Annotated in this window: 8 protein-coding genes and 2 rRNA genes; 1 reads left to right on the top strand and 9 read right to left on the bottom strand. The window is 61.0% G+C overall.

The genetic code is table 11. The features are described 5' to 3' along the window. Window positions 1–4: 4 nt before the first annotated feature. Window positions 5–1,531 (bottom strand): CoA-acylating methylmalonate-semialdehyde dehydrogenase, encoded by a 1,527-nt coding sequence (locus AD659_RS02845; protein WP_053118200.1) that lies wholly within the window; start codon window positions 1,529–1,531, stop codon window positions 5–7. Between the two features lie 139 nt (window positions 1,532–1,670). Between AD659_RS02845 and AD659_RS02840 the strand changes: the two genes are divergently transcribed. Continuing rightward, window positions 1,671–2,618: a LysR family transcriptional regulator gene (locus AD659_RS02840; RefSeq protein WP_053118198.1), complete on the top strand. Its 948-nt coding sequence runs from the start codon at window positions 1,671–1,673 to the stop codon at window positions 2,616–2,618. Here AD659_RS02840 and yfiB read toward each other — a convergent pair. The 8 genes from yfiB to AD659_RS02800 form a co-directional block, all read right to left on the bottom strand. Next, window positions 2,615–3,118: an outer membrane lipoprotein YfiB gene (gene yfiB, locus AD659_RS02835; RefSeq protein ID WP_053118197.1), complete on the bottom strand. Its 504-nt coding sequence runs from the start codon at window positions 3,116–3,118 to the stop codon at window positions 2,615–2,617. The genes AD659_RS02840 and yfiB overlap by 4 nt on opposite strands. A 3-nt stretch (window positions 3,119–3,121) precedes the next feature. After that, a complete protein-coding gene (gene dgcN, locus AD659_RS02830) occupies window positions 3,122–4,390 on the bottom strand; it encodes a diguanylate cyclase DgcN/YfiN (protein WP_053118195.1) in 1,269 nt (422 codons plus the stop codon). After that, on the bottom strand, window positions 4,387–4,962 hold the full coding sequence (gene yfiR, locus AD659_RS02825) for a regulatory sequestration protein YfiR (RefSeq protein WP_053118193.1): 576 nt from the start codon (window positions 4,960–4,962) through the stop codon (window positions 4,387–4,389). Before yfiR ends, dgcN begins: the two co-directional genes overlap by 4 nt. A gap of 149 nt (window positions 4,963–5,111) precedes the next feature. Continuing rightward, complete coding sequence (gene recD, locus AD659_RS02820; protein WP_053118191.1) at window positions 5,112–7,199, bottom strand: exodeoxyribonuclease V subunit alpha; 2,088 nt, start codon at window positions 7,197–7,199, stop codon at window positions 5,112–5,114. Continuing rightward, window positions 7,196–10,885 (bottom strand): exodeoxyribonuclease V subunit beta, encoded by a 3,690-nt coding sequence (gene recB / locus AD659_RS02815; RefSeq protein ID WP_053118189.1) that lies wholly within the window; start codon window positions 10,883–10,885, stop codon window positions 7,196–7,198. The genes recD and recB overlap by 4 nt, the downstream gene beginning before the upstream one ends. Further along, window positions 10,882–14,334 carry an exodeoxyribonuclease V subunit gamma gene (gene recC / locus AD659_RS02810; RefSeq protein WP_053118187.1) on the bottom strand — a complete coding sequence of 1,151 codons (3,453 nt, stop codon included), beginning with the start codon at window positions 14,332–14,334 and terminating at the stop codon, window positions 10,882–10,884. Before recC ends, recB begins: the two co-directional genes overlap by 4 nt. Window positions 14,335–14,488: 154 nt before the next feature. Further along, window positions 14,489–14,604, bottom strand: a 5S ribosomal RNA gene (gene rrf / locus AD659_RS02805). Window positions 14,605–14,757: 153 nt separating this feature from the next. Then, window positions 14,758–15,738: ribosomal RNA gene (locus tag AD659_RS02800) — 23S ribosomal RNA — on the bottom strand; the annotation flags it as partial.

Raw genomic sequence — 15,738 nt, 5'->3', positions numbered from 1 at the left:
CTCCTTAACGCAAATTGATGGTGGTGTTCACACCGTCATTGACGCTGTCATCATCGAACCAGCGCGCGGTCACGGTCTTGGTCTGAGTGTAGAACTGCACCACTTGTTTGCCGTACGGGCCGAGGTCGCCTAGTTTCGAACCGCGGGAACCGGTGAAGCTGAAAAACGGCACCGGCACCGGGATCGGGATATTGATGCCCACCTGGCCGACGTCGATTTCGCTCTGGAATTTGCGCGCCGCCGCACCACTTTGGGTGAACAGGCCAGTGCCGTTGCCGAATGGGTTGGCGTTGACCAAGGCAATCGCCTGGTCCAGGGTGTCGACTTCCAGCACCACCAGCACCGGGCCGAAGATTTCTTCGGTGTAGATACGCATCTTGGTGGTCACGCCGGAAAACAGCGTCGGGCCGACGAAGTTGCCTTGCTCGAAACCCGGCACGCTGATGCCACGGCCGTCGAGTTCCAGCTTCGCTCCTTCCTTCACGCCACTCTCGATCAATTCGAGAATCCGCGCCTTGGCCCGCTTGGAAATCACCGGGCCGACATCCGTGCCCGGCTCACTGCCGGCGTTGACCTTGAGCTTCTGCGCCAAAGCCTTGAGCTCCGGCAACCACTGTTTGGCCGCGCCCACCAGCACCACCACGGAGGTGGCCATGCAACGTTGGCCCGCCGCGCCGAAACCGGCGCCGACCAAGGCGTTGAGGGTTTGTTCACGATTGGCATCGGGCAGCACCACCGCGTGGTTCTTGGCGCCCATCATTGACTGCACGCGTTTGCCGTGGCGACCCGCCAGGTCATACACGTGGGTACCGACCGCCGTCGAGCCGACGAACGAAACCGCCTTGATGTCCTTGTGGGTGCAGAGCGCATCCACCACGTCCTTGCCGCCGTGCACCACGTTGAGCACGCCCGCCGGTACGCCGGCCTCGATGGCCAACTCCACCAGGAGCATGGTCGACAGCGGATCCTGTTCCGACGGCTTGAGCACGAAGGTGTTGCCGCAGGCGATGGCCATCGGGAACATCCACAGCGGAATCATCGCCGGGAAGTTGAACGGCGTAATGCCTGCGCACACACCGATCGGCTGGCGCAACGTATAGGTGTCCACGCCACCGGCGACGTTCTCGGCGAACTCGCCCATCTGCAGGGTACCGATGGAGCAGGCGTGCTCGACCACTTCCAGGCCCCGGAAAATATCGCCCTCGGCGTCAGCGATGGTCTTGCCCTGCTCGGCGCTGAGCACCGCGGCGATGCGCTTGGAGTGCTCGCGGATCAACGCCTGGAGCTTGAGCATGATGCGCATCCGCGCACCGATAGGCGTCAGTTTCCAGGTCTGGAACGCACGCTGGGCAGCGGCGATAGCGGCGTCGACTTCCGCGGCCGTGGCGAACGGAACCTTCGCCAATACCTGCTGGGTGGCCGGGTTGACGATGTCGTGCCATTCGCTGGATTGGGATTCGACCCACTCGCCATCGATCAGCAGTCTGACGGTTTGCAGGGCAGTGTCGCTGGGCGTAAGGGAAACGTTCATGCTGGCCTCCGGGATTGTTCTTATAGGGCGCGCTGGTTCAGCAAAGACCAAGGTGCACGAGCACGCTTGGTGATGAGACGGTTTTTGGAGTATAGATGTGCAAACTTCTAATAAGAACGCACATAAAAACCGGTCCATCATGCAAAAAAACATTACCTCCCTGGGGTCGCTGAATTGGGACGACCTCAAGTTTTTTCTCGAAGTGGCCCGCACCCGCAAGGCCAGCACGGCCGCCAAGCGCCTGGCCGTCGACTACACCACGGTGTCGCGACGCATCAGCTCGCTGGAAGCCTCGTTGGGCACGCTGCTGTTCGAAAAATCCCGGACCAACGGTTTTGTCCTGACGGCCGAAGGCCAGCGCCTGCTGGGTTACGCCGAATCGATCGAAAGCACCCTGCACATGGCCTGCGAGCAGGTTTCAGGCTCTGGCGTCGCGTTGTCCGGCCATGTGCGCATGGGCTGTACCGAAGGCTTCGGCAGCTTCTTCATCACCCCGCAGTTGAGCCATTTCGTCGATGCCTACCCGGCCATTTCGGTGGACATCCTGCCGCTGCCGCACTTCATCAGCCTGTCCAAGCGCGAAGCCGACATCGTCATCGCCCTCGAACGTCCCGAACATGGCCCTTATGTGTGCTGCAAATTGTGCGACTACCGGCTGCAGCTCTATGCCACCCAGCCCTACCTGGACAATCACCCACCGATCCAGCGCCCGGCCGACTTGGCCAAGCACTCATTCATCAGCTACGTGGATGACCTGGCGTTCAGTTCCGAGTTGCTCTACCTGGCCAATGTCCTGCCCGGCGCCAATGCCCACCTGCGCAGCACCAGCGTGATCGCGCAATTCGTGGCCGCGCAGCAAGGCCGCTCGCTGGCGATCCTGCCGTGTTTCCTCGCCGCCCAGGATCCACGGCTGTTGCCGGTGCTGCCTGAGGAGATCAACGTCACCCGACAATTTTGGATGTACTGCCGGGAAGATTTGCGCAAGCTCAAGCGGATTACGCTGTTGTGGGATTACATTCGCGAGGTGACTGAACAGAACCGGCCATTGCTGATGGGCGACAGCCGGGAGATGGTGTTTGCCGATTAGTCGGCGATAACCACGATGGCGACGCGGCGATTTTCGGTGCGGCCGCTGGCCGTGTCGTTGGAGGCGACCGGGTTGCTGCTGCCCAGGCCACGCAGTTGGACGTTTTCTTCACGCATGCCAACGCCCGTCAACACCTTGCCCACACTGGCGGCTCGGCGCATCGACAGTTGTTCGTTATAGGCCTGGGAACCCGATGCGTCGGTATGACCATCGACGCGCACCCGCTCGATACCCGTCCCCAGCAGTGCCTTGCCGATGCGCTCGACGATTTCGGTGCTGGCCGGGTTGAGGTGTTCCACGTCGCTGCCGAACAGGACTTTGCCCGACAGGCCGAAGGCCCAGCCATCGTCAGTCAATTCGAAACCTTGTTGCTTGAGTACGGCGATTTGCGCCGGGGTCAGGCCTTTCGGCGGGGCCGTCTGGCAACCGCTCAGGGCCACGACGGCAAGCAGGAAAAGCGCCGCGAACCAGCGCAGGGAAAAACGAGGGTTTGAACGCACGAGTCAGCTCCTGGTTTGAAGATCAGCGACGGAGTGATCCGACCCCGCCGTATGTTGACCGCCTCGGGCGAGGCGTTTGGCTTGGTACATGGCCGCATCGGCGGCGTGAAGCAGGGTGCCCGGTGTGGCCCCATGATCCGGGTAGACGGCAATGCCAATACTGAGGGAGGTCAACACGGAAGCGTTACCGGGCAATTGAATCGGCATTTCCATGCTGGCGATGATTTTTTCAGCGATGCGCTCGGCGTCCTCGGCCTTGTGCAGAGGCGCCAGCAGCACGGCGAATTCATCGCCCCCCAGGCGCGCGACCAAGTCGTCCTCGCGCAACTGGGCCCGGACCCGGGTCGCCACCGCTGTCAGCACCGCGTCACCGGCGGCGTGACCGAAGTTGTCATTGATGCCCTTGAACCGGTCGCTGTCCAGGTACAGCACGGCGACCTGCTCGTTGAGCTTGCTGGCATTACGCAAGGCGCGAATCAGCCGGCCTTCGAACAGCGCCCGGTTCGGCAAGCCGGTCAAGCTGTCATGACTGGCCTGGTGGGCCAGGGTTTCGTTTTCGCTTTGCAGGTGGGTCTGCCAGGATTCCAGTTCATCGAGCAGTGCATTGAAGTCATTGGCCAGGTTATCCAGTTCGGCGATGGCGGCCGGCGGCACACGGCGGTCCAGGGCTCGTTCGCTACGGGCCGCGTGGGCCACCTCGGCCAGGCTGCGCAGCGGCCCCGTGATCGCCCGCAACTGGCGCCGCGCCAGATAAAGCGCCACCCAGGCACTTACTGCCGTGCACAGGATGATCCCCGCGAGGCCGCTGAGCAAAAAGCGCAACAGGCTGCCGCCATGCCCCGCCAACACGATACGGCCGATGTTCTGTCCTTGATGAACGATCGGCAGGCTGATGGGCTTTTCCAGGAATGCCTTGGCAATGTGCACCTCCAGTTCCGACAACAGGCCGGTTTGCGGTCGCTGCCAGCGCGCCAGGAGGCGGCCATGTTCATTGAAGACCTGGGCATCGGCGACTTCCTCGGTGGAGGCGATCAAGGCCAGTGCTTCGGTGGCTGCGGCCGAGTCATCGAACACCACGGCAGCTTCCACGGTGTAGTTGATCGAACGGGCAATCAGGTGCAGGTTGTGATCGGCGTAGACCCGCAACGCCAACAGGCCGAGCAAGGTCAGGGACACACTGGCCATGGTGATAGCCACCAAGGCGACAATCAGATGACCGCGACCGATGACCGAGCCCAGGGTGGGACGGACCTTTGGTTTGCGCTGTTTCATGGCACTGCGGACCTGCGGCGCGAAAGCTGCAGCACACTCGGATGGATGCGCACGCCACTGCGTGCCACGGAATCGAGGTTGACCTCGAAAGACACCTGTTCATCACCGACCCGCAGGCAGAACAGGCTCCCCACGGTGCACTGGTCGCCGCCTTCGCTGATGCTCAGCACCGGCTTGCCGATCAAGGACGCAAACAGACGGGTGTGCTCATCGTTGGTCAGCCTGCCGACGTAGACCGCGTTGCACTCAGTGGCGATATTGGGATGATCGGCCAGCAATCGCTGCACCGTCACCGGCCGCCCCGTGGCTTGGGTGGTGCCCTTGACCAGATCGTCGGTGTATTGGGTCGGCCCGACGATGCACAGTTGCAATTGAGTTGGCTCCACAGGCCAACGGGCATAACTGAGAATGCCCAATACCACCTGGGTCACCGCTTCGGCCCGCTGCTCGGCCTGAGTCGTGGCGACTAGCTCCTCGGCCACCGCGACAGGCAGCAGCAGACACAAAAGGCCGGCAAGCAGAAAACGCCCCCAGCCCTTGCTGCGCACTGCCTCCCGTACAGGCACGTTCATGGAAAGTCTCTTGATCCTAGCGATAAGTGCCGGAACGATAGCACAGTGCCCAAAAGCCAGCGAGGCAGCGTGTTACGCAGGCTTCGGAACGAAACAGGCCAAATTGCCACAGGGGGCATGAATCATTAAAAGCTGATGATTCAGTCAGGCTACTCCAACGCCAGCATCAACCCGCTCAAGCGCTTGACCTTGCGCTGGACCGCCTCCTCGAAGATGCCCGCTCGCGGTTCGATCAGGCTGAACCATTGCTTGCCCCGGGTAATGGCGGTGTATACCAATTCCTTGGTCAAGACCGGGTTGAGCGCATCCGGAAGGATCAACGCGGTATGGGTGAATTCCGAACCCTGGGATTTGTGCACCGTCATGGCATACACGGTTTCCACGTCATTCAGGCGGCTGGGCAGGACGAAACGCACGCCGCCCTGGCCGTCATTGCGCGGGAACGCGACCCGCAGGACCTGTTTGCCGGCATCCGGCCCGTCACGCTCGGGCAGCTTGAGGGCTATGCCGATATCGCCGTTCATCAATCCCAGCCCATAGTCGTTACGGGTCATCAGCACCGGACGGCCTTCGTACCACTGATGATCACTATCGATCAGACGGGCCTTGAGCAATGCGGCGGTGATTCGCTGGTTCAATCCTTCGACGCCCCACGGGCCTCTGCGCACCGCGCAAAGCAATTGGAATTCATCGAAGGCTGACAGGACTTCCCGAGCCCAATCGGCCCAGCAATGGTCTTCCAACGGGTGAGGAATAGCCGGGCGGCGCTGGCGTAGCAGGCTCAGGTAATGCCGATAACCCTGGGGCCCTTCTGGCTTGCCGTCGAGTAAGAGCTTTTCCAGCTTCGTATCGTGTTCACTTGTCAGCTTCAGGGAAGACAGGTCGGCATATTGCCCTTCCTCCAGCAACCGACGGGCTTTTTCAGGCTGCTGTTGATTGACCCAGCGAGCCAACTGACCGATTCCGCTGCCTTCGCCGAAGCGTCGGGAATGCCTGAGCATGACCACTTGCTGTGCCAGGGGATGAGTGCCGTCGAGGTCTTGCTGCAAGCCACTGGTCGCCAGGTTTTCTCCACTGACCGACTCAAGCCAGGCATGGGTCTGGGGGCTGTACCAGCCGTCCTCGGCGTCTCGACACAAATCCCCCAACACCGCACCGGCCTCTACGGAAGCCAACTGGTCCTTGTCCCCCAGCAACACCAACCGTGCGTGGACCGGCAGTGCATCCAACAGATTGGCCATCATCTCCAGGTCAATCATCGATGCTTCATCAACCACCAACACATCCAGTGGCAAGCGATTGCCTGCATGGTGACGAAAGTGCCGGGTGCCGGGACGACTGCCCAGCAATCGATGGACGGTCGTGACGTCGCAGGGAATGCGCTCGCGAACGGCCTCATCCACATCCAGGGTCCGGACCTGCTGGCTGATGGATTCGGTCAGGCGCGCCGCTGCCTTGCCCGTGGGCGCAGCCAGGCGAATCCGCAGCGGCTTCACGGCCTCGACGGCCGGTGCCTGCAACAGCGCCAGCAAGCGCACGACGGTGGTGGTCTTGCCGGTGCCCGGGCCGCCGGTCACGATGCTGAAGGCCCCGCGGGTCGCCAGCGCGCAGGCCAGTTTCTGCCAGTCGATCGGAGCGCTGGCATTGGCCGGCCCGAACAGCCCGTCCAAACGCTCGCGCAGGTCGCCGGGCGCCGCTTCCTGATCGATCAGCCGTTGGCGCAACGCCTCGTCGATCCGCCGTTCATAGCTCCAGTAACGGCGTAGATAAAGACGCTTGCCAGACAGTACCAATGGACGTTGCTGCGCCTCTTCGCTCTCATCCGCAGCCAGGGCTACCAGCCGGCTGGACGCCAGGGCCTTGCACCAATGGGCGCCGTCCAATGTCTGCAATATTTGCGAGGGCAACAGCATCGCGCCGGTCTGCAGATCACCCTCGGGGGGCAGCGACAGGGCGAAATCCGGTTCCTTGAGGGTTTCGAACACATCCAGGCAAACATGCCCGTGGCCCAACTGATGGCTGGTCAGCGCAGCGGCGAGCAGGACCAATGGATCGTCATCAGGTGACAGTTCATGGAGGAACGCAACGAAGGCCTTGTCCAGGGCGCGCAACCAGCCGCGCTCGACCCAGCGCGTCAGCAATAACAGCAGGTCCTGCGCACGGCTCAAAGGAGCGAGGTCAACCAGACTCTCGTCGTCGGACGCCTTGGGCAGCAGGTCGGCAAAGGAACGACTCATAGCAATTCTCCCTGCACCCATGCCGGCTCGGCCTTGGGTTCGGGCGCCCCCTGGAACAGGCGATCCAGTTGTTCGATCAATGCCCGTGGCGGCTTGGTGAAATACACGCCCTGGCTGGTTGAACGGGTTCCACGAAGGAACAGGTACAGCGCGCCGCCGACGTGCCGGTCGTAGTCATAATCGGGAAGCCGGGCCTTGAGCTGGCGATGCAGGGCCAACAGGTAAAGCACGTATTGCAGGTCGTAGCGATGGTCCAGGATCGACTGTTCCATGGCCTGTACGGTGTAGGCCATGTCGTCGACACCCAGCCAGTTGGACTTGTAATCGGCCACGTAATACCGGCCGTCGTGTTCGAACGTCAAATCGATGAAGCCCTTGAACATGCCGTTGAGCAGCACCGGTTCCGCCGCAACTCGGGCGACACCGCCATGGGTGAACCGGCAAACCAATTGGTCAAGCTTTTGCACATCGACCTTGTGGCTGGCGAACCAGAACTCCATCTCGACCTGGAACCGGCTCAGTTGTTCGAGCACCACCGGCGCCTGGTCGCTGCCGACGTGCATGGGCATCTTGATCAGGTGCTGCAGCCAGTCGCTCAGCGTGTTGATCCAGCCTTTCCAGCCTCGGCGATTGCAGCGTCGGGCAATGGCGTCCTCGATATCCGCTGGCGCAGATAAGAACCCTTCCCCGGCCGCCCACTCCAGCAAGCCATGGAGGAACGTGCCGGGGCCGGGGCCACGGGGAAAGCGGTGGATATCGCCGCCGACGGCGATGGTTTCCCTGGGAGCGTCCGGGTCCAGTCGCTCATCGTCAAACAGTTTCTGGGCCTGCGGACTCTCTGGCGCGGTATCGCTGCCTTCGCTCAGGCTTTCGCCAATACGCAACGCACTGTAGGACGCGATCCACCAGTTTTCGCTGGCTTTACGCAAGGGCACCAAGGGTTCGAGCAACATCGCTTCGCTGCGCGGGGGGCGGTAGTGCTCGTCGGTGGCTTCGGGCATGGACTGGCAACTCACCGCGACGCTGCCGTGTTGCAGGTCTTCCAGCCAACGCCTCAGCTCCACCGACTCGGCCAGCGGCGCACCACCGCCCAACAGATAACCCAGCGCGGACAGATGCAGGATCGAGCCGTTGTTGTTGCCCCGCTTGAGGTCGGCGACACCCAGCCAGCAGGCATGTTGTGCACGGGTCAGTGCCACGTAGAGCAGTCGCAGATCCTCGGCCAGACGCTCGTCATCGGCCTTGGCGATCAATTCAGGAGTGGGCGTGAGGCTGATCTGCGCCTTGTTGGCCTCATCGTGGTAATGCAACGGCAGTCGACTGCCATCCACCGGTTTCGTCGAACAGATGAAGGGCAGGAAGACCAACGGATATTCAAGCCCTTTGGACTTGTGGATCGTGACCACCTTGACCAACTGCTCATCGCTTTCCAGGCGCAGGATCTGCTCTTCCCCAGCCTGCCCGGACAAGGCCAGGTGCTCGGACAAATGCCGGATCAGGGCTTGTTCGCCATCCAGTTCACCAGCGGCCTGCTGCAACAGTTCGCAAAGGTGCAGCAGGTTGGTCAGCACCCGCTCGCCATCGCTGCGCGTCATCAGGGCCTGGGGCAGTTCGAAATCATGCAGCAGGCGTCGCAACATCGGCAGCACGCCCTGGCTGCGCCAAATCGTGCGATAACCGCGGAACTGCATGACCCGCGCTTCCCAGGCCAGTTCATCCTGATTGAGACGTTCCAGCTCCGTCAGCGGCAGGTTCAATGTGATGCTGGCCAACGCTGCCCGTAGCGGTCGTTCCACATCCGGCTCGGCGCAGGCCCTGAGCCAGGTCAACAAATCCCGCGCCTCTTGCGATGCGAAGACCGAATCCTTGTCGGACAGATAGACGCTGCGCACGCCCCGCGCGGACAACTCGTCTCGCACGGCCTGCGCCTCTTTACCGTCGCGCACCAGAATGGCGATATCCGCCGGGCGCAACCCGCGCAGCGTTTCGCCATCGACCGTGAAGCCGTCGCGTCCCGACTGCCCACCGTTGAGCAACGCCGTGATCTCACTGGCGCAGGCGGCCGCCATGGATTGCCGATACACCGCTCCAGAAAGAGGTTGGTCCGACGACAGGTGCCAGATATTCAGTGCCGCAACGGCGTGTCCTGCCACCCGCAAGGACTCCTTGCGGCCCTGGGACTCAACGGACAGGAACGGCACCGGGTTCTCACCCGAAGACTCACGGAACAGGAAGGCCCCACGCCCCTTCGGGCGGGATTCGGCACTCTGGAAAATATGGTTTACCGCCCCCACCATGGCATGGCTGGAACGGAAATTCGTGCCCAGCGTATGCAACCTGCCGACCGTGGCCTCGCGAGCACGCAGGTAGGTGTAGATGTCGGCACCGCGAAAGGCGTAGATCGCCTGCTTCGGATCGCCGATCAGGAAAAGCCCGGTCTCTGGGTCGTTGTCTTCGATGCGGTAGATGCTTTCGAAGATCCGGTACTGAACCGGGTCGGTGTCCTGGAACTCATCGATCAGCGCCACCGGAAACTGCTCACGGATCAGGCTCGCCAGACGCTCGCCCCCGTCGGCCTGCAGCGCCGCGTCGAGACGCAGCAGCATGTCGTCGAAGCCCATCTCGGCGCGGCGACGTTTTTCCGCCTCGAAGCGCGCCCCGACCCATTGCGCGGCATGCTGCAACACAGCGGCATCTGGCGTGGGCAACGCCTCCAGGCTGGCCTTGAGGCCGGCCATGGCGTCCAACCCTGGATGGTTGGGCACTTCGCCTTTCCAGGCTTCGGCCATGCCTTCGGGCGTCAGTCGGGTGAACCCGGTGCCGATGTCCAGCAGCTCGTGGCTTTCGTCATCGACCCAGGCGGTGATTTTCTGGAACCACGGCTCGAAGTAACGCGCCTGCATCTTGCGTCCATCGACAGACTTGCTGGCAACGCCTTGCTGGCAGATCTCCAGCAGCTCAACGGCCCATTGCCGCCACGGCGCCTTGAGATCGAGCAAGGCGGTACTGCGCTCCTGCAAGGAGGCGGCAATCAGCTCGGCCGGCTCAAGCCCGTCACCGTCGCCACGCTCGCTGGAAAACAAACCTCTCACCCGTGGCAAGAGCGCGGCAGGCCCTCCCCAATGGGTACGCACCCAGTTCAGCGCCTCGCCTTGCATCGAATAGCAGAACAGTCGCCAGTAATCGCGCAACACCTCGCCCAGCAATTCGCTGTGGTCGGTTTCCAAGGTCTGGGTAAACAGGCTGCCGCTGTCGAAGGCATGTTCACGCAGCATGCGCTGGCACCAGCTATGGATGGTCGAGACGGCGGCTTCGTCCATCCATTGCGCGGCGATGTCCAGCCGGTTCGCGCAACCAGGCCATTGCTCAGCATTGAATTCATCGCGCAACGCGGCGATCAGTGAATCAGGGGCAGGAATCTCGTCGCGAAAGAAACGTGCGGCTTCGGCCAGACGAGTGCGAATTCGTTCACGCAACTCCTTGGTGGCAGCGTCCGTAAAGGTCACCACCAGGATTTGCGGCGGAAGCAGTTCGCGGCCGAAACCGGACGCCGAACCGCCGTGCCCCAGCACCAGGCGCAGGTACAGCGCCGAAATGGTGAAGGTCTTGCCGGTACCGGCGCTGGCCTCGATCAGTTGGCTGCCCCGCAACGGGAACGCCAGGGCCAATGGTGTCTGCCGACTCATGAACGGGCATCCTCGCTGACCAATGAACGCCATGGGGCTTCGAGCAATGGTCGGTAAAGCGCATCGCACCAATCGGGGAATGTTTCGTCAGCCATCAAGGCAGCGAAATCAGCAAACTGTCGAGCCAGGGCTGGGCTTTCTCGCCGTTCGCCTTCAAACGTCTGTCCATCGCCTTCATAGGCTTTGCGGGCTGCCGCTTCGGCCTTGAGTGGATCACTTTGGCCGAGCCAGGCGAAAGCCGTTTTCACCGCGATCGGTAGCGGCTGGCGCATACCGGTCTGCCAGGCCTGCAGCATATCGCCCAGCAATCTTTGTGCGACAGACTCTTCAAAAGGTGCCAGCAGCAAGCTGTCATCACTGGCCACCAGCGCCGTCGTCAACGACAAACCGTTAGCGCAGGCCACGAGATGATTGACCCAGGGCCGTATCAGGCGATGCCACTTGCGGGTCTTGGTGGAACCGATGCTATTGGGTATGGCCGTGATAGCGAGGACCGCACCGTCGGAGCGCTGGTGCAGGCCACTGAGCCACCCTTCGACACTCACGCCCTGCAAGTGCAGGCTGACGGGTACAGCACTGGTCAGCGGTGTGGGCCATAACGCCAGAAGCTGTTGGTAGCGCTGGAGCAGATCCGGCAAGGGCTCGATCAATTCACGCTGCATGCACTCACCGAACCCGGCCATCGGTAACAGTCCGCTGTTCTGGAGTCTCTGGGCGTGGGCGGCCAGGGCCAGATCCGGCTGGTCCAGGCGCACCAGGGCGGCCTCGAGCAGGCTGTCACTCAAGGTGTAGCGTTGCAGCGCGTCGAGCACGAAAGGTTCGTCATCGGCCAGAGGCGCCTCGATGGCTTCGAAGAACACTTTCAGCCGCTGGCTGAAGAAATGGCGGACGGGATTGCGCAGGAAGTCCTGCAACTGACCGAGGCCCAAGGGCTCCTCCTGGACGTAAGGCTCCAGCACCTGGGTTGTGTCGGTGTGATCGGTGATGTCGTGGAGCATTCGCCATTCGCTCGCATAACTGAACAGCTCGTCACCTTGATGGAAATAACGCGCACTGAACGGTTGCAGCGGATGCTCCTGTGTCAGGGCATCGAGAAGAGGCTTGCTGTCATCGGCCAAGCGCCACCCAGTGGCGAGATGATCTCTCAGTTGACCAATCAACACCGATGCCGGTCGCTCGCTATTGTCGCGGATACTGCGTCCCACCCAACTGATATAGAGCTTTTCACGGGCCGAAAGCAGCGCTTCCAACAACAGGTAACGGTCATCCTCACGGCGCGAACGATCACCCGGGCGATAGTCGCCGCCCATCAGATCGAAGTCCAAGGGTGGCTGGGCTCGCGGGTAATCACCGTCATTCATCCCCAGCAGGCACACCAGCTTGAAGGGGATCGCCCGCATTGGCATCAAGGTACAGAAGTTGACGGCTCCGGCCAGGAAGCGTTGGGACAGTCGTCCCTGATCCAGCCCGGCCAACCACGCTTCACGCACCACCGTCAGCGGCAATTCGTCGTGCAGCCCTACCGACTCACAGGTTTCCAGCCAGGTCTCACGCAAGTCTTCGAGTTGGGCCAGCAGATAGTCGTCATGCTCGTTGCTCGCCTGGAAAAACAGCTGCATCAGATCCTGCAGGCGCGAACCCCATTGCTGCGGCGATGCTGGCTGGGTGAGTTCCTGATGGGCGACTTCCAAGGCATCCAGCAAAGCAACCAGCGGACCGATCAATGCCGCATCCAGGCCACCGATCTCGTCATAGGGTTCGATACCGTCATAGGCCTGCGCACTGCCGACGGCATATCCCAACAACATGCGACGCAAGCCGAAACGCCAGCTGTTCTGCTCAAGTTCAGCGGGCAAGCCCAACCCGGCACGGTGTTCGGCGCTCATCCCCCAGCGAATCCCCGCGCCTTCGATCCAGCGGTGCAGCGTCGGCAGATCGGCCTCATCGATGCCAAACCGCTCGCGCAATGCCGGGACATCCAGCAAATCGAGGATTTCACTGACCGGGAAACGACTGTCCGGCAGCTTGAGCAAATGCTCGACGGCGATCAGCAGTGGATCGCGTCCACGCTGCCCCTGGTCGGTCAGCGTGAATGGAATGAAGCGAGGGTCACTCCGGTCGAGCTGGCCGAACACCGCGCGTATATGTGGCGCATAACTGTCGATGTCCGGGACCATGACGATGATATCCCGTGGGCGCAGGGTCGGATCCGCGCTGAAGTGAGCCAGCAACTGGTCATGGAGAATTTCCACTTCACGCTGGGCGCCGTGGGCCACATGAAAGCGGATCGAGCCGTCTCGCTCCGTATCGACGGCAGGCCAGTGTTCCCGGGTTTCGTTCAGGGGCCGCAGCTCGAGGATGTCATCCTGCAACTGGCTGAGAAGGGTCGTGGGGGTCCCATCCGTGAACAGGTCGATTCGCCCATCGCGAAATACCGAGCGATAGCTGTTGGGGTCATCGTAGCTGTCGAGCAGGTTGATATAGTCGCGCCCCTGCTTGCCCCAGGCGGCCAATAACGGATGGGCATGTTGATGCAGGGTTTGCGGATCGAGGACGGCGGGCATGCCGATCTTGCGGGCCTGGCGCTTGTACTGATGACGCAGCAAATCCTTGTCGGCGACGATGTCCGCCCAATGATGGCGACACGGGTTATGTACGCAGAGCAGAACCTGGCTGAACCGGGAAAGACCGGCGAGCGCCTCCAGGACTTGGGCAGGCAACGAAGAAATACCGAACACGATGACTCGCGCCGGCAAACCTTTCGGAGCGACTTGCAGGTTGTTGATATGTTCGATGTAGCGCTGGTGGACGCCCGCACGGCTTTGCGCCATGCCTTGTTCCCCCACATCCAGTAACAAGGCGCGCCACAGTTCCGCTTGCCAGCAATTCGCCGGCGCGAGCGGCTTGATTTCGCCTCGGACATTTCGTGTCTGGTGTCGACCTTCCGCCCAATCCTCAAGCCAGTCGGCCCGGTACACCTGGTACTGGTCGAACAGATCGGCAAGGCGCTCGGACAGTTGATAGCGCTTGCGCAAGTCGGTGTCGTGGGTCAGGAATCGTCGCAGAGGTTCGAAATGAGGCTGCTCGATCAACTGCGGCAGCAGGCGCATCAGGCGCCAGGTTAGCGGAGCCTTGTCCAGCAGGGACTTGGCCGGAATCTCATCACGCCCCAGGACTGTTCGATAAAGCTGCCACATGAAGCTGCCCGGCAGTTGCACATCAATGGCAGCTGCAATACCGCAGCCACCGGAGTCATCATCTTCCGGGTCTTCAGCCAGTGCGAGCTTGAGCCATTGGGCAATGCCGTTGCTCTGTACCAGCGCGATTTCATTTTCAAGGGGAGCCAGCGGATAGCGCCGCATCAAGCTGATCACCAGGCTGCGCAATTCATCAAGGCGATTCCCGTGAACCACCATGAAAGCTGGGCTAAGGGACGTTGCGTCCGGCATGAAAGGCATCCTTGAAAATGCAAAAGCTAGGGCAGAACCTTAGCACTGTCGGAGGGCTGTGACAGCGGGAGCTGTCCGTGCTTGTCGTAAGAACTTTCCTGCAGGCAAAACAAAACCCCTACCTGCGTCAGCAGATAGGGGTTTCGGAATTTAATCTTGACGATGACCTACTCTCACATGGGGAAACCCCACACTACCATCGGCGATGCATCGTTTCACTGCTGAGTTCGGGATGGGATCAGGTGGTTCCAATGCTCTATGGTCGTCAAGAAATTCGGTAGCCGGTGCGTGCCTTGCGGTCACGTGCCAGCGAATGGGTATGCGATAGTTTGGTGCTTGTGAGTATCTCGAACTTTCGGTTCGTTTCGTCTTCACACACCGCAATCTGGTCTCTTTCGAGTTCACAAATTGCTTGGGTGTTATATGGTCAAGCCTCACGGGCAATTAGTACAGGTTAGCTCAACGCCTCACAGCGCTTACACACCCTGCCTATCAACGTCGTAGTCTTCGACGGCCCTTCAGGGGACTCAAGGTCCCAGTGAGATCTCATCTTGAGGCAAGTTTCCCGCTTAGATGCTTTCAGCGGTTATCTTTTCCGAACATAGCTACCCGGCAATGCCACTGGCGTGACAACCGGAACACCAGAGGTTCGTCCACTCCGGTCCTCTCGTACTAGGAGCAGCCCCTCTCAAATCTCAAACGTCCACGGCAGATAGGGACCGAACTGTCTCACGACGTTCTAAACCCAGCTCGCGTACCACTTTAAATGGCGAACAGCCATACCCTTGGGACCGGCTTCAGCCCCAGGATGTGATGAGCCGACATCGAGGTGCCAAACACCGCCGTCGATATGAACTCTTGGGCGGTATCAGCCTGTTATCCCCGGAGTACCTTTTATCCGTTGAGCGATGGCCCTTCCATACAGAACCACCGGATCACTAAGACCTACTTTCGTACCTGCTCGACGTGTCTGTCTCGCAGTCAAGCGCGCTTTTGCCTTTATACTCTACGACCGATTTCCGACCGGTCTGAGCGCACCTTCGTACTCCTCCGTTACTCTTTAGGAGGAGACCGCCCCAGTCAAACTACCCACCATACACTGTCCTCGATCCGGATAACGGACCTGAGTTAGAACCTCAAAGTTGCCAGGGTGGTATTTCAAGGATGGCTCCACGCAGACTGGCGTCCACGCTTCAAAGCCTCCCACCTATCCTACACAAGCAAATTCAAAGTCCAGTGCAAAGCTATAGTAAAGGTTCACGGGGTCTTTCCGTCTAGCCGCGGATACACTGCATCTTCACAGCGATTTCAATTTCACTGAGTCTCGGGTGGAGACAGCGCCGCCATCGTTACGCCATTCGTGCAGGTCGGAACTTACCCGACAAGGAATTTCGCTACCTTAGG

The organism is Pseudomonas thivervalensis, from assembly GCF_001269655.1.
Taxonomy (GTDB): Bacteria; Pseudomonadota; Gammaproteobacteria; order Pseudomonadales; family Pseudomonadaceae; genus Aquipseudomonas; species Aquipseudomonas thivervalensis.
The sequence above is the reverse complement of the archived record's forward strand: the minus strand, read 5'-3'. Positions and strand labels throughout refer to the sequence as shown.